General features: G+C 60.1%; 18 protein-coding genes. 4 read left to right on the top strand and 14 right to left on the bottom strand.

Annotated features, from left to right (window positions below; translation table 11 throughout):
* Positions 1–12: 12 nt before the first annotated feature.
* Positions 13–2199 (bottom strand): PBP1A family penicillin-binding protein, encoded by a 2187-nt coding sequence (locus ACR0LW_RS14420; RefSeq protein ID WP_170624790.1) that lies wholly within the window; start codon positions 2197–2199, stop codon positions 13–15.
* A gap of 259 nt (positions 2200–2458) precedes the next feature.
* Here ACR0LW_RS14420 and ACR0LW_RS14415 point away from each other — a divergent pair, with 259 nt between their 5' ends.
* Positions 2459–2797 (top strand): P-II family nitrogen regulator, encoded by a 339-nt coding sequence (locus ACR0LW_RS14415; protein WP_170434072.1) that lies wholly within the window; start codon positions 2459–2461, stop codon positions 2795–2797.
* A gap of 34 nt (positions 2798–2831) precedes the next feature.
* Positions 2832–4142: an ammonium transporter gene (locus ACR0LW_RS14410; protein ID WP_480883043.1), complete on the top strand. Its 1311-nt coding sequence runs from the start codon at positions 2832–2834 to the stop codon at positions 4140–4142.
* 68 nt (positions 4143–4210) lie between these two features.
* On the opposite strand, the gene ACR0LW_RS14405 is transcribed toward ACR0LW_RS14410, so the two are convergent.
* The 4 genes from ACR0LW_RS14405 to ACR0LW_RS14390 form a co-directional block, all read right to left on the bottom strand.
* The gene (locus ACR0LW_RS14405) at positions 4211–5395 is read right to left on the bottom strand and encodes an amino acid aminotransferase (protein ID WP_480883042.1); all 1185 of its coding nucleotides are present in this window, start codon (positions 5393–5395) and stop codon (positions 4211–4213) included.
* Positions 5395–6249, bottom strand: a complete 855-nt coding sequence (sseA, locus tag ACR0LW_RS14400; protein ID WP_480883041.1) for a 3-mercaptopyruvate sulfurtransferase — start codon at positions 6247–6249, stop codon at positions 5395–5397. Before sseA ends, ACR0LW_RS14405 begins: the two co-directional genes overlap by 1 nt.
* Positions 6250–6319: 70 nt before the next feature.
* On the bottom strand, positions 6320–6592 hold the full coding sequence (locus ACR0LW_RS14395) for a CBU_0592 family membrane protein (protein ID WP_170524174.1): 273 nt from the start codon (positions 6590–6592) through the stop codon (positions 6320–6322).
* Positions 6593–6596: 4 nt separating this feature from the next.
* Positions 6597–7160, bottom strand: a complete 564-nt coding sequence (locus ACR0LW_RS14390; RefSeq protein WP_480883040.1) for a helix-turn-helix domain-containing protein — start codon at positions 7158–7160, stop codon at positions 6597–6599.
* A 107-nt stretch (positions 7161–7267) separates the two neighbouring features.
* On the opposite strand from ACR0LW_RS14390, the gene ilvD reads away from it, so the two are divergent.
* A complete protein-coding gene (gene ilvD, locus ACR0LW_RS14385; protein WP_480883039.1) occupies positions 7268–9100 on the top strand; it encodes a dihydroxy-acid dehydratase in 1833 nt (610 codons plus the stop codon).
* A 121-nt stretch (positions 9101–9221) separates the two neighbouring features.
* On the opposite strand, the gene ACR0LW_RS14380 is transcribed toward ilvD, so the two are convergent.
* Complete coding sequence (locus ACR0LW_RS14380; protein WP_480883038.1) at positions 9222–9626, bottom strand: hypothetical protein; 405 nt, start codon at positions 9624–9626, stop codon at positions 9222–9224.
* A 154-nt stretch (positions 9627–9780) separates the two neighbouring features.
* Entirely contained in the window at positions 9781–10599 is an 819-nt protein-coding gene (locus ACR0LW_RS14375) for a sulfotransferase family protein (protein WP_480883037.1), read from the bottom strand.
* 141 nt (positions 10600–10740) lie between these two features.
* Here ACR0LW_RS14375 and ACR0LW_RS14370 point away from each other — a divergent pair, with 141 nt between their 5' ends.
* Complete coding sequence (locus ACR0LW_RS14370) at positions 10741–12318, top strand: DUF5928 domain-containing protein (RefSeq protein WP_480883036.1); 1578 nt, start codon at positions 10741–10743, stop codon at positions 12316–12318.
* A gap of 36 nt (positions 12319–12354) precedes the next feature.
* Here the strand turns inward: ACR0LW_RS14370 and amaB are convergent, their stop codons facing one another.
* The 7 genes from amaB to napG form a co-directional block, all read right to left on the bottom strand.
* On the bottom strand, positions 12355–13851 hold the full coding sequence (gene amaB / locus ACR0LW_RS14365) for an L-piperidine-6-carboxylate dehydrogenase (RefSeq protein ID WP_480883129.1): 1497 nt from the start codon (positions 13849–13851) through the stop codon (positions 12355–12357).
* 18 nt (positions 13852–13869) lie between these two features.
* On the bottom strand, positions 13870–14976 hold the full coding sequence (locus ACR0LW_RS14360; RefSeq protein WP_480781905.1) for a saccharopine dehydrogenase family protein: 1107 nt from the start codon (positions 14974–14976) through the stop codon (positions 13870–13872).
* A gap of 208 nt (positions 14977–15184) precedes the next feature.
* Complete coding sequence (locus ACR0LW_RS14355) at positions 15185–15442, bottom strand: hypothetical protein (protein WP_480585838.1); 258 nt, start codon at positions 15440–15442, stop codon at positions 15185–15187.
* Between the two features lie 13 nt (positions 15443–15455).
* Positions 15456–16151 (bottom strand): NapC/NirT family cytochrome c, encoded by a 696-nt coding sequence (locus tag ACR0LW_RS14350; protein ID WP_480585835.1) that lies wholly within the window; start codon positions 16149–16151, stop codon positions 15456–15458.
* 32 nt (positions 16152–16183) lie between these two features.
* On the bottom strand, positions 16184–16621 hold the full coding sequence (locus ACR0LW_RS14345) for a nitrate reductase cytochrome c-type subunit (protein WP_170455936.1): 438 nt from the start codon (positions 16619–16621) through the stop codon (positions 16184–16186).
* A 12-nt stretch (positions 16622–16633) separates the two neighbouring features.
* On the bottom strand, positions 16634–17551 hold the full coding sequence (gene napH / locus ACR0LW_RS14340) for a quinol dehydrogenase ferredoxin subunit NapH (RefSeq protein ID WP_480585831.1): 918 nt from the start codon (positions 17549–17551) through the stop codon (positions 16634–16636).
* Positions 17548–18369 carry a ferredoxin-type protein NapG gene (gene napG / locus ACR0LW_RS14335; RefSeq protein WP_480585829.1) on the bottom strand — a complete coding sequence of 274 codons (822 nt, stop codon included), beginning with the start codon at positions 18367–18369 and terminating at the stop codon, positions 17548–17550. The genes napH and napG overlap by 4 nt, the downstream gene beginning before the upstream one ends.
* Positions 18370–18396: the final 27 nt, after the last annotated feature.

Genomic DNA, 18396 nt, shown 5'->3' with positions numbered 1-18396 from the left:
CTTTTTTTTGTATCAATTCCCGCCGAAGATATCCCGGATCAGGTTGTTGATGGCCCGTTCAAAGCCGCCACCTTGGCGGCGTCGGGGTTGCGGTTGTGCGACCTGAACCGGTGGTTCCGGCACGATCATGGGCAAGGGTGTTGGCGTCATCCCCTCGGTCACGCGCAGCATGGTTTCTTTCCAGATCTCGGCAGGCAAGCCGCCGCCGGTGACACCTGATAGGGGCGTGTTGTCGTCATAGCCCATCCAAACCCCCGCCACGTAATCCGCCGTGAAGCCAATGAACCATGCATCCCGCGCGGCCTGAGTCGTCCCGGTCTTGCCCGCCACCTGCCATCCGGGCAATTGCGCCCGGCCACCGGTGCCTTCGGAGACCACACGCTCCATCATCCAGGTCAGTTGTTTGGCCGCGTTGTCATTGATCACCCGCTCACCGATCCCGGTGGTCGTCACCATGACCGGCGTGTCATCACCCAGCAGCTTCAACTCGGTCAGACCATATGGTTCAACCGATGATCCGCCGTTCAGGATGCCCGCATAGGCCCCGGTCATCTCGATCAGCGTGCTTTCGGATGCGCCCAGCGCCAGCGCCGGTCCCTGCGCCAGATCGCTGGCAATCCCGAATCCGCTGGCCACGGTGCGCACATTGTCCAGCCCAGCCACTTCGGCCACTTTCACGGCGGGAATGTTCAGCGAGTTCTTCAGGGCATCGGCCAGCGTCACGCGGCCATAGAACTTGTTCGTATAGTTCTTGGGGCACCAGTTGCCCGATCCCGGAATGTCGACGCAATAGGGTTCATCGACCACAATGTCATAGGGCGAATAGCCCAGCTCCAATGCCGTGGCATAGACGAATGGCTTGAAGGAAGATCCGGTTTGGCGCAGCGCCTGCGTCGCGCGATTGAACGCGCCCGACACGCGGGTCTTGCGCCCGCCGACCATCGCGCGCACGGCCCCATCTGCCGACATCACCACAATCGCCGCCTGTGCCTTGGACCCTTCGCGAACCTTTTCCTGAAAGATGAATTGCAGCGCTTCTTCTGCCGATCTCTGAATACGCTGGTCCAGAGTCGTACGGATCACCACATCTTCGGTGGTGTTGCGGGTGAAGAACTCGGGCCCGCTGGCCATGACCCAATCGGCGAAATAGCCACCAGCCCTTGCTGCTGCGGCCTCGGACAGTTCCGCCGGACGGCTGCGCGCTTCGCTGGCCTGCGCGCCGGACAGATAACCCTGATCCTCCATCAACCCGACCACAAGCCGCGCGCGATCCTGCGATCGTTGCAGGCTGTTGGTGGGCGCATAGCGTGTCGGGGCAACCAGAAGACCCGCCAGCATCGCCGCCTCGGCCGGCGAGACTTCGGCCGCGGATTTGCCGAAATAGCGCTGGCTTGCAGCCTCGAACCCGCGCGCACCTGCACCCAGGAAGGCCCGGTTCAGATAGATCGTAAGGATTTCGTCCTTAGAGTATTTGACCTCCATCGCCATCGCATAAATGGCTTCTTTCCCCTTGCGCCACAGCGAGCCCTGACGGCAATCCGACTCATATGCGGCCTCCGACTCCCACTCACTGGGATCGTAGGGAACACCAAGACACAGCAGCTTGGCGGTCTGCTGGGTGATGGTGGAACCGCCATGGCCAGACAATGGTCCGCGCCCCTCACTCAGGTTGATACGCACGGCGCTGGCAACGCCGCGCGGACTGACGCCGAAATGGCGATAGAATCGCTTATCCTCGGTGGCGATCACCGCGTTCTTCAAATGGGGTGAGACGGTGTCCGCCGTAATCACCCCGCCAAACTGATCGCCGCGCCAGGCAAAGACCTTGCCGTCGCGATCCAACAGCGTCACAGACCCCCGCGCGCGCCCGTCCAGCAAGGCATCCACATCGGGCAGCGAGGTGTAAACGACCCCCACCGCCAGCGCGATCAGCATCGCCACCACGGCCCCGACGCGCCAGGTCACACCCCAGATCAGACGCCAGATCCAACGGAAAAGACGGCGAAAAATCCCACCGCCATTGCCGCCCGAGCGTTTGCGTGTCTTCTTGCGGGCGGTCTTGCGCGTGGTTGTCTTGCGGGCGGTCGATTTCTTGCCCGCCGGTTTCGCAGCCCGCTTGGTCGCCGAAGGTTTGCGCCCCTTCGACGGGTACCGATTATCCGCGACCAATGTCGGTTTGCGGCGCTTGGACTCAGTCATGCTCAAACTCTGCCCGGTTATACTTTTGGCCCACCATACCCCGGTGGCCTGCCTATGTTGAGGTCCGATTTACCGGAATTTCCCCTCCCATATCCGCCTAAAATTTAGACGCACGGCAGGTTTTGTGCAAAAATTGTGCAACTTTGCGTCATTTTTGAACCGAATTACGCCCCAAAACCGTTTCTTACCGCCTCGGGTCACGCTCTTTTTCTGCAGGTGCAAACAAGCCGGTCAGACCGGAGAAGCAGAGGGGAAAGACGTGAAACTGATCATTGCGACAATCAAGCCGTTCAAGCTCGAGGAGGTGCGCGAGGCACTGACCCAGGCTGGCGTGCGCGGCATGATGGTGACCGAAATTAAGGGCTTCGGCTCGCAATCCGGTCACACTGAAATCTATCGCGGCGCCGAATACGCCGTGAACTTCGTGCCCAAGATAAAGCTCGAGATCGTGGTGCCCGCCACGATGGCCGACCAGATCGTTGAGACCATCACCACAACCGCCAAGACCGGCAAGATCGGTGACGGCAAGATTTTCGTCCTCGATGTCGAGCAGGCGCTGCGCGTGCGGACCGGGGAAACCAACGAAGAGGCGCTGTAAGCGCCGACACTCACACTCAATCCGAGGAAAACACATGAACCTGATGAAATCTCTCATCCCTGCTGCCGCGCTGGTCGTGCTGCCGCAGATGGGTTTGGCGCAAGAAGCCGCAGAAGGCGAGGCCGCGCTGCACACCCAGTATATCTTTACCACCCTGCTGTTCCTGATGGCGGGCTTTCTGGTCTTCTTCATGGCGGCAGGTTTTGCCATGCTGGAAGGTGGTCTGGTGCGGTCCAAGAATGTGGCCATGCAGATGATCAAGAACGTGGCGCTGTTTTCCTGCGCCGCGATCATGTACTGGCTGGTCGGCTTCAACACGATGTATCCGGGCGACTTCAATGGGTTCTTCGCCCTTGGCGGTCCGACGGTGCTTGATGCGGTGGGTGTTGACCCTGCCGAAGCCGCCCTGGACTATGCCTCGATCGGCTCGGACTTCTTCTTTCAGCTGGTCTTTGTGGCTGCGACCGCGTCCATCGTGTCGGGCGCCGTGGCCGAGCGGATCAAGCTGTGGCCCTTCCTGATCTTCGTCATCGTGCTGACCGGCATCCTGTATCCGATTTCGGGGTCGTGGAAATGGGGCGGCGGCTGGCTGGACGCCATGGGCTTTTCCGACTTCGCCGGTTCGACCGTCGTGCACTCGGTCGGAGGCTGGGCCGCTCTGGCTGGCTGTCTGATCCTTGGCCCGCGTATCGGCAAGTACAAGGACGGCAAGGTTCACCCCATGCCCGGTTCGAACCTGGCGCTGGCAACTTTGGGGACGTTCATCCTGTGGCTGGGCTGGTTCGGTTTCAACGGCGGCTCGCAGCTGGCGATGGGCACCGTGGGTGACGTCTCCGACGTGTCGCGCATCTTCGCCAACACCAACATGGCCGCCGCGTCAGGTGCAGTTGCAGCCCTGATCATGACCCAGGTCCTGTATAAAAAGCCCGACCTGACCATGGTGCTGAACGGCGCGCTGGCCGGTCTGGTTTCGATCACTGCTGAACCGCTGGCCCCGACCCTGTTCGGCGCGCTGTGGATCGGTGCCGTGGGCGGTATCATCGTGGTCTTCGCGGTTCCGATGCTGGATAAGTTCAAGATCGACGACGTGGTCGGTGCCATCCCGGTCCACCTGTTCGCAGGTATCTGGGGCACTATCGCCGTGATCTTCTACGGCGAGGCCAACCTGATCACCCAGCTGTCCGGTATCGTTGCCTACGGTGTCTTCACCTTCGTCGCCGCGCTGATCCTGTGGATGGTTCTGAAAGCAACCGTCGGCATCCGCGTCAGCGAAGAAGACGAGATCAACGGTCTGGACATGGCAGAACTGGGTATGGAAGCCTACCCGGAGTTCTCGAAAGGCTAAGCTGCAATCAGCTCAACAAAAAAACCCGGGCGCTCGCGCCCGGGTTTCTTTTTGGATTGTTTTTTGGACTAAACCCCAACGTCAACAATCGCCTGCGCCAGGATCGGCACTGTCGTTGCGTTCAGACCGGCGATGTTCAGGCGGCTGTCGCCGACCATGTAGATGCCGTGATCGGCGCGCAGTTTCTCGACCAGTTCCGGCGCGGCACCAAGACGCGAGAACATGCCGCGGTGCTGGGCGACAAAGCCAAAGCGGTCCGATACTGTCAGGCGTTGCAATTCGTCGGCCAGTTGCTGACGCAGGCCAAGCATGGACAGGCGCACCTCTTCCAACTCGGCGGCCCAATCGGCGCGCAGGGCGTCGTCGTTCAGGATCGTGGTCACAACGCGCGCACCGTGATCGGGCGGGAAGGAATAGTTCTGGCGGTTCAGGAAGGCCAAAGTGGCTTGGTTCAGCGCCGTCTGCGCCGGATCGTCGCTGATTGCCATCAGCAGGCCGGTACGCTCGCGATAAACGCCGAAATTCTTCGAACAGGACGCCGCGATCAGGCAGCGCTTGACGGACGAGGCCACCAGGCGGGTGGCCTGTGCGTCTTCTTCAAGCCCGTCGCCAAAACCCTGATAGGCAATGTCGATCATCGCCACGAGGCCACGCTCGTTGATCAGGTTCACGACCTCTTGCCATTGCACCATGTTCAGGTTGGCACCGGTCGGGTTGTGGCAACAACCATGCAGCAGAACCACATCGCCTGCGGTGGCGGTTTTCAGGTCCTCGATCATGCCATCGAAATCAACGCCGCGCGTTTCGCCGTCGAAATAGCGGTACTGGACCGTCTCCATTCCCAGATAATTCAGGATCGACAGGTGGTTGGGCCATGTCGGGTTCGACACAAACACACGGGCCGAGGGGTTGGCCATACGGATCATCTCAAACGCCTGCCGACACGCGCCGGTGCCGCCGGGGGTCGCCACGGCGGCGATGTTGCCGCGCGGAACTGCATTGCCAAGGATCAGGCCGATCATCGCATCCGAATAGGCCGGATCACCGGCCAGACCGGTATAGGCCTTGCTCTCCTGCTCTTGCCAGATGCGTTGTTCAGCGGCTTTGACCGCACGCATCACCGGGGTCACGCCCTCGGCATTCTTGTAAACGCCCACACCCAGGTCGATCTTCTGATCGCGCGGGTCTTCGCGGTACATTTGCATCAGCGCCAGAATCTTGTCGGCGGGCTGCGGTTTGAGGTTCTCGAACATCAGGTCTCTCCGGTTGCGACGGGCAGGGTCGGGAAGGCACCCCATTCCGCCCAGGAGCCGTCATAAAGCGAGTGGTCTTTCTTGCCCATGCGCTCGAGCGCAAGGCTGAGGATTGCGGCGGTCACGCCTGACCCGCAACTGGTGATCGCAGGTTTCGACAGATCAACGCCTGCGGCCTCGAACACGGCACGGCACGCGTCGGGCGATTTCATCGTGCCGTCCCCATTCAGCAGGTCGCCAAAGGGCACGTTGTGCGATCCCGGAATATGGCCCGAACGCAAGCCTTCGCGCGGCTCGGCCTCGGTTCCGGCGAAACGGGCGGCGGAACGGGCATCGATGATCTGGTGATCGGCCAGCTTGGCAGCAGCAGAGACCTGCGTAACATCGCGCACCATCTGGTTCTGCACCCGTACGGTCATGTGGCGGTCGCGAATAACGGGGGGCAGATCCTCGATCTCACGCTCTTCGGCTTGCCACTTGGGCAGACCGCCATCCAGCACGGCGACGTTCTCTTGCCCCATCAGGCGGAACAGCCACCAGACCCGCGCCGCCGAGAAAAGCCCCGCGCCGTCATAGATCACCACCTGATGGCCGTCGCCCACGCCCATGGCCCGCAGGCGCGACATGAACTTTTCCACCGGCGGTGCCATATGCGGCAGATCAGAACGGTGGTCGGAAATCTCGTCAATGTCGAAGAAGCGCGCGCCGGGAATGTGGCCCGCCTCATATTCGGCCCTGGCGTCACGGTTCTGCGCAGGCAGATACCACGACCCGTCCAGAATCCGCAGATCCGGGTTCTTGATATGTGCGGCCAGCCATTCGGTAGATACCAGGGTTTTCGGATCGTCCTGCATCAAAGCCTCTCCTCAGCGAGCTTGAATTTTCCCTATACCCGGCAGGATAGGGGTTCAAGGCTGGATAGGCCTATTCTGACGCCCGGCGCAGGCGAAAATGCTGAATAATCCCGATCAGACTGATCAGAATCCAGAACCCTTCGATCAGCATCGAGGCAAGGTTGAAATTATGCACCAGCGAATAGACGATCAGCACCGAGCCCAACAGGTTCACGACCGGAAAGGCCAGATCGTCCGAATTCATCATCCGCATCTGCGTTGCAAAATAGGCCGCCACCACGATCAGCGCCCCGAACGACCCGATGGCGTCCACGATGGTCAGGGTTTCCAGCAATGCAGTCATGCGGTCAGGTTCCGTTCAGATGGTCAGGCTGTTGCGAATAGTGGTGCATATTCAGAAAAGCCGCCCCCTGCGCACCGGCCCTGTATCCATGCGGCAGATCGGCGGCAAAGCGCAGGCCCTGCCCGGTCTGCAAGGGCAGCCATTCCCCATCGCGCAGAATCTCCAGATCTCCGCTGAGGACAAAGACCTCTTCGGTGACGCCAGCGGCATGGGGGGGCGACTCGTGGCTTTGATTGGGGGCAAGCTGGACGTGAAAGGTTTCCGCGCCCAGCGCCGGGTCGAAAGGAAATACGATCTTGACCTCGATACTGCCGGGGAAGGTGACGGTCTGAAACACGCCCGCATTGGTCGGATCGCGCAGAACGGACGACCCGATCAACGCGCTGAGCGGAAGTTGGAACCCTTTGGCGATCTTCCACAGGGTCGCAATGGTCGGGCTGGATTCGCCCCGTTCGATCTGGCCCAGCATGGCTTTGCTGACACCGGTCATTTCAGCCACTTTCGACAGGCTCAGCCCCGAGGCCGCGCGCACATCCCGCAGTTTCAGAGTAATGTCGTCCGGTGCCATATCGCTGTCTTTCGAATCCTCTTGTGCGTTATAGCGCACATGTGATACGTGCGCTATAACGCACAATCTCGACGCAATGCAACCCGAGGCAATAGGGAAACAGCATCATGCCAATGTACCGATCCAGAACCTCCACCCATGGCCGCAACATGGCCGGTGCCCGTGGCCTGTGGCGCGCCACGGGCATGCAGGATGACGATTTCGGCAAGCCGATCATCGCCATCGTCAACTCGTTCACCCAATTCGTACCGGGTCACGTCCACCTGAAGGATCTGGGCCAGATGGTCGCGCGCGAGGTTGAGGCCGCAGGCGGTGTTGCCAAAGAGTTCAACACCATCGCCGTGGATGACGGCATCGCCATGGGCCATGACGGGATGCTGTATTCGCTGCCCTCGCGCGAAGTGATCGCCGACAGCGTTGAATATATGGTCAACGCCCATTGCGCCGATGCGATGGTCTGCATCTCGAACTGTGATAAGATCACCCCCGGCATGCTGATGGCCGCGATGCGCCTGAATATCCCGGCCATTTTCGTCTCGGGCGGGCCGATGGAGGCGGGCAAGATCGACATCGCCGATCTAGACGCCAAAAAGATCGACCTTGTGGACGCCATGGTCGCCGCCGCTGATGACCGCTTTACCGATGAACAGGTGCAGCACATCGAAGAAAACGCCTGCCCCACTTGCGGGTCCTGCTCGGGCATGTTCACCGCAAACTCGATGAACTGTCTGGCCGAGGCGCTGGGTCTGGCGCTGCCGGGCAACGGCTCGACCCTCGCCACCCATGCGGATCGCAAGAACCTGTTCCTGGAGGCCGGTCGCCGCATCGTCGAGATCACCAAGCGGCATTATGAGCTGGACGAAAAAGGCTTCCTGCCGCGCGAAATCGCAACCTTCGATGCGTTCGAGAACGCCATGAGCCTGGATATCGCTATGGGCGGGTCAACCAACACGGTTCTGCACCTGCTGGCCATCGCCTACGAAGGCGGCGTCGATTTCACCATGTCCGACATGGACCGGTTAAGCCGCAATGTCCCCTGCCTGTGCAAGGTCGCGCCCAATACCGAGAACGTGCATATGGAGGACGTCCACCGCGCCGGTGGCATCTTCTCGATCCTTGGCGAGCTGAGCCGCGCCGGGTTGTTCCACGAGCATTGCAGCACGGTGCATACCCCGACCATGGGTGAAGCGATTGCCAATTGGGACATCAAGATCGCCAACAACCCCGCCGCGCAAGAGCTGTTCAAAGCAGCGCCCGGCGGCGTGCGCACCACACAGGCGTTCAGCCAGTCGAACCGGTACAAGGAGTTGGATACCGACCGCGAAGGCGGTGTGATCCGCTCCAAGGAACACGCGTTTTCTCAGGACGGAGGCCTTGCGGTGCTGTTCGGCAATATCGCGCGAGACGGTTGCATCGTGAAAACAGCAGGTGTGGATGCCAGCAGCCTGACCTTCACCGGCTCGGCTTATGTTTGCGAAAGTCAGGATCAGGCGGTCAGTGACATCCTGACCGGCAAGGTGAAAGAGGGCGACGTCGTCGTCATCCGCTACGAAGGGCCGCGCGGCGGGCCGGGGATGCAGGAGATGCTGTATCCGACCTCGTATCTAAAATCCAAAGGTCTGGGCAAAGCCTGCGCGTTGCTGACCGATGGCCGTTTCTCGGGCGGCACATCGGGCCTGTCCATCGGCCACGTCTCACCTGAGGCGGCCGAAGGCGGCGTGATCGGTCTGGTCCGTCAGGGTGACAGGATCGAGATCGACATCCCTAAACGCTCGATCCATCTGGCCGTGTCGGATGAGGAACTGGCCCAGCGTCGCGCAGAGCAGGACGAAAAGGGCTGGGAACCGGCAGAGCCGCGCAAACGCAAGGTATCCACCGCGCTGAAAGCCTACGCCAAGCTGACCACCAGCGCCGCCAAAGGGGCCGTACGTCAGGTTTGAGTTATGAACCCCCCAAAAACGGCCCGTCTATCCGGTGGGCTGTTTTGCCCTGCTGTGCGGACTTTGCGGTCGTTTGGAACAAACCCTCAAATGGCTGCAGTGTTTGACGAAACGCGACGGGCTATGCGACCCAGGACATTAGCTGATACGAAATAAGTACGACCAATCCAATTGAGCTAGTCCAACCTAAAAGCGAATAAAAGAACTTAAGACCATCCAGCTGTAGCATCACATAGTCTCCCAACTGCAAGTTTCGCTTATGCTTCCAACGATCAAAAATCAGAGGAAAAGCCGCCGCAAGACCGTGAGCCAGCCCGGTAGGGAGTAAGAGTGACATCACTCCGACACCAAATACACTTGTGGCTACTCCTGAGACGGTCCAAGTTTTGTCGAGAGCCTGAGAAACAGCACCCAAAGTGATTGCGGCGGCAAAAACAGACACCAACATCATCAAGAATGCACCTAATCGCTGCATAGGTGTTTCAGGTGATCCCCACGCCCAAAGACACAGAACCTTTTCGAGCATTGAGTTTGGTAAACCTCATAATGCATCCTAGCCAAATCGTAGTACCAGCCATTCGTTCCGTTCGCAGCATTTGTTGCGAAGGGCTCAAAGCAGACATTCGCCCGCAAATCATGTTCTAAGCAGATACATCTCTGCCGGGGATACCGATTGCCCCTCAATCCCCCAATTTGGCGTGCACCTCATCCAGGTCGATCTCTCCAATAGGCATCTTGTTGGCCGGGTTTTCGAAATCGTATTTGAACAGTTCAAAATCCTGTTTGTAGATTTCATAGACCAGATGCATCGACAGGTCGTCGAAATAATCCTCGACCGGGTGCGCGCGTTTGGGGCCGTGGCCTTCGGATTCGTTGAATCGGGGGATTTGGGACAGATCAATGGCGTGTGGGGTCTCAAGACTGTCCAACACGCCCTGCATCCCGTCGTTGAACTTCTCGGTCCAGAAGATCCGATCATACCGCCCGCCATTCACGATGAAGGTCGACACATGCCCCGACATGGCGGACCAGTGAATATCCGGATCCATCGGGCGCCGCCAGCGGATCGTATCGCGGGCAAACAGCAGGAACCGGCGGAAGCTGGCGATCTGGTCGAACTCACCCTTGCCATCATCGCCGCCCACTTCGATCCCGTAATTATACACCAGCGTCGGCACCAGATTGCCGCGATACCGTTTGCCGTTGCGCTGGATGCCGCAAATCTTGTCGAAAAAGGAACTCAGAATCCGGGTGTAGGGGTTACGCACACAGGTAAAGGAATACGATCCGTGATTGCGCACATTGTCCGCGATCATGCCCTGGCTTTGGTCAAAGGCCCATTTGTGCATCCCGTCCTTGGCGTCGTGGATGTCCCCGTCAAAGAACCGGCCATGATCCGAGTAATACATGATCTGACCAATGGTCGAGCACGCGCATTTCGGCACCACACGGTAAACCATGCTTTCGCTCTCGGTCATCCAGGTGCCGGGAAACCCCATCTGCGTGCCTCCTATGCTGGTCGGGTATCAGGTTGATAGGCCAGCTTTTGAAATCAAAAAACCAAAAATACTCTGTTTATTCAATCGCTCATCCTCAGTATCACAGGTGCAATCGGGCAAAAACGGAAATCGCAACACCAAATGGCAAAGATTGCTTATATCCTGCTGTGCCACAAAGACCCTGACGCGATCATCGCGCAGGCCGAGCAGTTGACGGCTGCCGGCGATTGCATGGCGATCCATTTCGACGCCCGCGCGCGTGAGGCGGATTATGACAAGATCCGCACCGCGCTGAAGGGCAACCCGAATGTCACCTTCGCCGAAAAGCGCATCAAATGCGGTTGGGGTGAGTGGTCTTTGGTGCAGGCCACGCTTTATGCGCTGCAAGCGGCTGTCGAGACATTCCCCCGCGCCACGCATTTCTACATGCTGTCGGGCGATTGCATGGCGATCAAGACAGCGGAATACACGCATAATTTTCTGGACGAGCAGGACAGGGATTTCATCGAAAGCCACGATTTCTTTGCCAGCAACTGGATCAAGACCGGGATGAAAGAAGACCGGCTGATCTATCGCCACTATTTCAACGAACGTACGCAGGCCAAACGGTTCTATGCGGCCTACGAGTTGCAAAAACGTTTCAAGCTGACGCGCGAGATTCCCGAGGACATTCAGGTCATGATCGGCAGCCAATGGTGGTGCCTGCGCCGCCGCACGGTCGAAATGATCCTTGAGTTCTTGCAACAGCGTCGCGACGTGATCCGGTTCTTCTCGACCACCTGGATCCCGGATGAAACCTTCTTTCAGACGCTTGTCCGTCATCTGATCCCGAAGGGTGAGATCGAAAACCGCACGCCGACCTTCCTGATGTTCTCGGATTACGGAATGCCGGTGACGTTCTACAACGATCATTTCGACATGCTGCTGGGGCAGAACTATCTGTTTGCCCGCAAGATCAGCCCCGAGGCGCATGAGTTGAAGGACCGGCTGGGCGCGCTGTATGCCAGCACCGGTGTTGATTTCCCGATCTCGGATGAGGGGCGCAACCTGTACGCCTTCCTGACCGGGCGGGGCCGCGTCGGCCGCCGGTTCGGGCAGCGGTTCTGGGAGGCCGGAAATACGCTGGGTCCCGAGCGTGAACTGTTTCTGATCGTCTGCAAAAAGTGGCACGTGGCCAAACGGCTGGTGGATCAGATCGCCTCGGAAACCGACATCCCGTGCGTCGAGTATCTGTTCAACGAACAGGACACGCCCCTGCCCGATCTGGGCGGGATCGAGACGACACTCAACAAACGCTCGCGCCATCGCCGGGCGGTTGTCCAAATGCTATTTCAGCATTTCGAGTCAACCCAACTGGCGCTGTGTCTGGACCCGTCCAATCTGGACGTTATTCAGGATTTCTGCGGCGACGCGGCCAAGACCCATGTGCTGGAGATCGAGTGCGACTATTCCGATGACTACCTGATCGGCCACGCCCGGCGCGTCGGGCTGGCGGGTGAAAACAGCCCTGCCGAGACGGTCTCTCGCCTGTTGCCCACCCTGCGCAACGATCTGGCCTATGAATCCCAGCAAATCCGCGAGGCCGGGATCGACGGCTATCTGCGTCTGCGTGAAAGCGCGGGCCGCGCCGAGAATGAGGTCGCCATTGCGCGCTTTCTGGGCGTGGAAAGTGACAAGGCGCAGTCCATCATGAAGCTGGATTACCTGTTTTCAGACTAAGGCCCGGCGGCACGATCCGTGCCGCCGGAACCGTGATCAGATGTCGAACTTGACGCCCTGCGCCAGCGGCAGTTCAGCCGAATAGTTCACGGTATTGGTCTGGCGGCGCATATAGGCTTTCCAGGCGTCCGACCCGCTTTCGCGCCCGCCGCCGGTTTCCTTCTCGCCCCCGAACGCACCGCCAATCTCGGCCCCGGACGGCCCGATATTGACATTGGCGATGCCGCAATCCGATCCGGCTGCGGTCAGGAATTGCTCGGCCTCGCGCATGTTCAGTGTAAAGACGCAGGAGGACAGGCCCTGAGGCACGTCGTTCTGCAAATCCAGTGCCTCATCGAAATCGTCATAGCCCATCACATAAAGGATCGGCGCAAAGGTCTCGGTTTTCACCACGTCCGTCTGGCCCGGCATTTCCACGATTGCGGGTTCCATGTAGACACCGCCCGGCACCCCTTCGGTCACGCGTTTGCCACCAAACACGGTGCCGCCTTCGGCCTCGGCGGCTTTCAGCGCGGCGGTCATTGCCGCGGCCGAGGCTTCATCCACCAAAGGCCCAACCAGCGTGCCCTCGGCGAGTGGATCGCCAATAGGCAGACCGGCATAGGCTTTCTTGAGGCGCGCAACCAGTTCATCCTTGATCGAGTTATGCACGATCAACCGCCGCAGCGTCGTACAGCGTTGCCCCGCCGTTCCGACAGCCGAGAACACAATCGCCCGCACCGCCATTTCCAGATCCGCCGAGGGGCCAATGATCATCGCGTTGTTGCCGCCCAGTTCCAGAATGCACTTGCCGAACCGCGCCGCGACGATGGGCGCAACTGCGCGGCCCATGCGGGTCGAGCCGGTGGCCGAGATCACCGGCACGTCTTCACTGGCCACCAGCGCCTCGCCCAGCGCGGCACCGCCGATCAGGGTTTGCAGCAGGTTGTCAGGCGCGTCACCAAACCGGGCCAGTGCGCGTTCGAATATTTTCTGACAGGCCATTGCCGTCAGCGGCGATTTTTCGGACGGTTTCCAGATCACCGGATCGCCGCAGACAATTGCCAGTGCCGCGTTCCACGACCAGACCGCAACCGGGAAGTTGAAGGCCGAGATCACGCCAACCGGCCCCGCCGGATGCCACGTCTCCATCATCCGGTGGCCGGGGCGTTCGGACGCGATGGTCAGACCGTACAGCTGCCGCGAGAGGCCAACGGCAAAGTCGCAGATATCGATCATCTCCTGCACTTCGCCCAGACCTTCGGACGTAATCTTGCCCGCCTCCCAACTGACCAGCGCGCCCAGGTCGTCCTTGGCGGCGCGCAGTTCTTCGCCCAGCAGTCGGATCAACTCACCCCGGCGCGGGGCTGGCACGGTGCGCCACGCCTTGAACGCGGTTTTGGCATTGGCAAAGATGGTCTCCATCTCAGAGGCCGGGGTTTCGTGCAACTCGGCCAGAACGCGCCCGTCAATCGGGGATCGCACGGTCAGCGTGCCGCCCGTCAACTCGGCAGCAGTCAGGTCGAGGTTTGCCAGAGTGGTTTCTGCAGTCATCACAACGTCTTTCATATCTCAGGCCGCCTTGTTCTGTGGGGTTACATCGCCCGCCCGGTAGAGCCGGCCAAATTCGGTGTTCAGGAAATCGGACAGGTTCACCTGCTCTTGTCGGACAAATCCGGTCGAGGGCAGCACGCCGGTGCGCATCAGATCAACGACGCCCAGAACACCTGCGGCGGTGGTGACCTGAATGGCGCTCCAGACCTGTCCGTTGATCTCGCGGGCGAAACTTTTGTTGATAAGGGATTTCTCGCGCAGCGCTCCGTCGATCATGCCTTTGGCCGTGCAATAAACCAACACCACATCCTGATCGGTGCGCGGCAGGGCGGCCTCGAAGATCTCTTTCAGCAAATCGCGGCGGCGTTCCAGCCCCAGATCGTGCAGCAGCAGTTTCAGGATATCACAATGGCCCGGATAGCGGATCGAGCGATAGGAGACCGCCCGCGCCTTGCCCTCCAGCGTTTCCGGCAATGTCCCCAGACCGCCGGAGGTGTTGAAACATTCGTATTCCACCCCGTCATGGCCCAGCACCTCATAGTCTTCCAGCGGTGCGGTCTTGACGCGTTCACCATTCACGATGGCATCGCAGGGGTTGCAGTATTCGTTGATCAACCCGTCCGTGGACCATGTCAGATTGTATTTCAGCGCGTTGGTGGGAAAAAGCGGCAAGGCCCCCACCCGCATGTGCAGACTGTCGATCTGGTCGAATTCCGCCGCCAGCGACGCGCCCGCGATACCGACAAATCCGGGTGCCAGACCGCATTGCGGCATGAAGGCGGTTTGGCTTCCGTCGGCCAGTTCGCGCACCGCGTTGGTGGCCGCGACATCCTCGGTCAGGTCAAAGTAATGCGCGCCTGCCTGTTTGGCCGCTTTGGCAATGGTCGGGGTCAGAAAGAACGGGGCTGCTGAGATGACGGCGTCGAAGCCATCCAGCCCCTCGGCCAGCCCCTCAGCGTCTTTCGCATCGATCTGCTTGGTGGCCACGCCCAGCTTTGCAACCTCGCCCAGCGCTTTCAGATCGTGATCTGCGACGGTGACGCTGTAATTCGGTGATCCTTTCAGAAGCGTGGCGATCATCTGCCCGATCTTGCCAGCCCCTACGACGCAAACAGTCCAGGACATTGCGTGCCTCCTCTTTCTGGTTTTCCTTCAAGAGTGGCGCAGAGGATGGTCATTTCGCAGGGGGTATCTTGACGAAAAGCACGTCATATTCGTCATTATGCCGAGATTTCCGTCATTATGGAAAATCACGGACCTGACAGAAAAACGCCCCGGACCGCAGTCCGGAGCGTCTGACATCAATCTGTTGTTTACCCGGGGTAGAACGCCGTCAGACGGTCGCGCCTTTCAGCCGGATCATCGTGCCGACGCTGCCTGCACAAACGCCAACCACGATAGCAATCATCAGTTCCAGCGCTTCGACATGGGCGAACTGAAACCCGGCAAATACCAGGGTTTCGGCCACACCGACCAGACCGCCCAACGTTGCGCCCAGCCACAGACGGCGGGTCATCATGCCAAGGGCGAGGCCAAGAATACCCGGCAAGCTTAGGATATTGCCGCCGATGGTTCCCAGAATATCAAGCATATCTCGCCCCTTCTCAATCGGTCCGCGTGGACAGGAATGACCGGATTTCGTCGCTGTCGGCGGTTGCGTGCTGCTGCAACGGTGCTTTGCCTTCCAGTTCGGCCGTTACATCCTCGTAGGTCTCAAGGTAATTGGGCGGCAGGCTGTGCGCGATGCCCTGATGGCAGTCGATGCAGGTCATGTTGTTGTCGATGGCGCGCTGATGCTCGGATGCGGCGCGGGTTTCCTGAATGGTGAAGTCCATATAGTCGAAGTTGTGGCAGTTCCGGCATTCGCGGCTGTCCGACGCCTTCATCTTCTTCCAGACCGCCGAGGCCATGCTGAGGCGATGCGCCTCGTATTTCTCAGGCGTGCTGATGGTCCCGGCCAGTTCGTGATACACGTCCTTCACGGCCATGATCTTGGCCTTGATCTTGTGATTCCACTCGTGCGGCACGTGGCAGTCGGAACAGATCGCCCGCACGCCAGAGTGGTTGTTATAGTGGATGGTCTCGCGATATTCGCCCAGGTTGGTTTCCATCGTGTGGCACGAGACGCAGAATTCCTCGGTATTGGTCAGTTCCAGTGTCCAGTGGAACCCACCCCAGAACAGGATACCGGCCAGAAAACCCGCCAGAATCAGGAACCCGGAACTGAAGGCCACAGCCGGGGTCCAGATCCAGGACCAGAGGCGGCGGATCCAACCGCGTTTTTCAGGAGATGCTGCCATATTGGTGCTCCTTTATTTTCTTGTGGGTTGGATTAGTTGCCCGAGGACGGCTGAAACACGTTTTCGACCAGCGGCGGAGCATCCGCCTGCGGCACGTGGCACTGGTTGCAGAAATACCGGGTGCCCGCGATCTGATCCAACTCGCGCCCTTCGCGATCCAGATAGTGGGTCATCGACAGGGTCGGCGCGTTACGCTCACCCGCTTTGGTCCAGTCATGGCAGGACAGGCACTGATTGGTGCGGATGTCGATCTGGTACTGTTCGATCGAATGCGGGATCAGCGGCGGTTGCTGGCGATAGTTGCGCTGCATGCGCCCTTCGACATTCTTGTGGATCTGATCAAGCGGGATCAGCTCATCCACATCCGCACCCCGCAGCGTTTCCACCTGGGCTGACTGCGCAAGGGCAAACCCACTCAGGAGCAGGACGGGGATCAGGGCAATTCCACCTGTCACGATTGATATTTTCATCTTGGCACTCCCTTAATGAAGTCTGGCGGCGCGCGTCTCTGGCGCGGCAACTGGACGGATGGGTTTGGTGACGTGGTCGTCGAACCGGTGAGTAAAGTTGAAGACGTCGACCGCGCAGACATCTATGCAGCGGCCGCAATTGGTACAGTCGGGCGACAGGATCAGCGGGCTGGATCCCGGTTTGCCCTTGAGAGCGGGCGAGATCACCTGATTTTCGGGGCAGACCGCATAGCAATCCATGCAATCGTCACAGGCAACGCGGTTGTGGGCGCTGACCCGCAGCAGGCTTTTGGTGCCGATCAGGCCGTAGAACGCACCAACCGGACACAGGTGCCCACACCAGCCATGGCGCGAAACGAAAAGGTCAAAGACGAAGATGGCCGCAACCATGGCCCAGACAAAGCCCATGCCAAAGATCAATCCGCGATGCAGCATGGTGATCGGGTTCACCAGTTCCCACGCGATCACACCGCCCAGGCCCGAGACGATCAGGACGGTGGCCAGCACCCACAGGCGGGTTCCGCGTTTGGGTTGCCAGCCCTTGGGCAGGTCCAGCTTGCGGTGCAGCCAGTTGGCCGCGTCGGTCACCGGGTTGATCGGGCAGACCCACGAGCAGTAAACCCGGCCTCCGATCAGCGCATAGGCAACCAGCACGATCACCGCGCCGATCAGGGCCGTCAGTTCGGGCCAATGGCCTGCAATCAGACTCTGCATTAGAACAAACGGGTCGGTCAGCGGCAAGACGCCAAGGGTCAGCGACCCGGCCAACGTGCCCTGAATAATCCATATCCCGAACCATGGCCCCAGAAGGAACAGCGCCAGAAAGAACAGCTGGCTGCTACGGCGCAACAGCAGGAACCTATGCGCGCCGATCCAGCCCTTGGCCTCGATGGCCTCGCGCCCGACAGGCATATGGGTACGCGCGCTCATTGCCCTGCCCCCGGTAATGCGTATCCGGGCTCGAACCCGCCGGGAGCGGCCAGATTGTCGATCCCCGGTCCCGGCAGGCGATCAGGCAGATCGATCAGACCCTCGACCAAGGGGGCGCCCCTGGCCTCTTTCTCTTCCCAGCCTTTGCGATAGTGATCCGCGCTGCTGCCGCGCGCCAGTCGGGTGGGCAGGACCTTGATCGCCGCTTCGGGCAGAACGCAGCTTTTCTCACACACACCGCAGCCGGTGCAGCGGTCAGCGTGCACTGTTGGGATGAACAGCGCATGGTGGCCCGAGCGGGTGTTATGCGCGGTTTCCAGTGTGATCGCCTCGTCAATGACGGGGCAGACCCGATAGCAGACATCGCAGCGCAGGCCGAGGAAGTTCAGGCAGTTCTCCTGATCGACCAGCACCGCAACGCCCATTTCGGCGTCGTCGATGTTTTGCAGACCCGGATCCAGCGCCCCTGTCGGGCAGGCCGCGACGCACGGAATGTCATCGCACATTTCACAAGGCACATCACGGGCAGTGAAATAGGGCGTGCCCGTCGCCGCAGCATCAGACCCTAATTCAGCCAGTTTCAGCGTATCGTAAGGACAATCCCGCACGCAGAGCCCACAGCGAATGCAGGCCGACAGAAACTCCTTTTCCGGCAGCGCGCCGGGCGGGCGCAACGCCTCGGCCGGCAGGGCACGGGCATCGCGGGCCAGCCACGCCAGCCCGAGCCCGGCGACTGCGCAGCCGCCCGCCGCCCGCGCCGAGTCCTGCAGGAACCGGCGCCGCTGCGGCGAAAGGGGTGTGTCGACAAGGGGATACATGGGGACGACCTTTGCGATCCTTGCCGG

The sequence above is a fragment of the Ruegeria sp. N4 genome, assembly GCF_056531425.1.
Note: the sequence above shows the minus strand (reverse complement) of the source record. Positions and strands in the feature narration are given on the sequence as shown.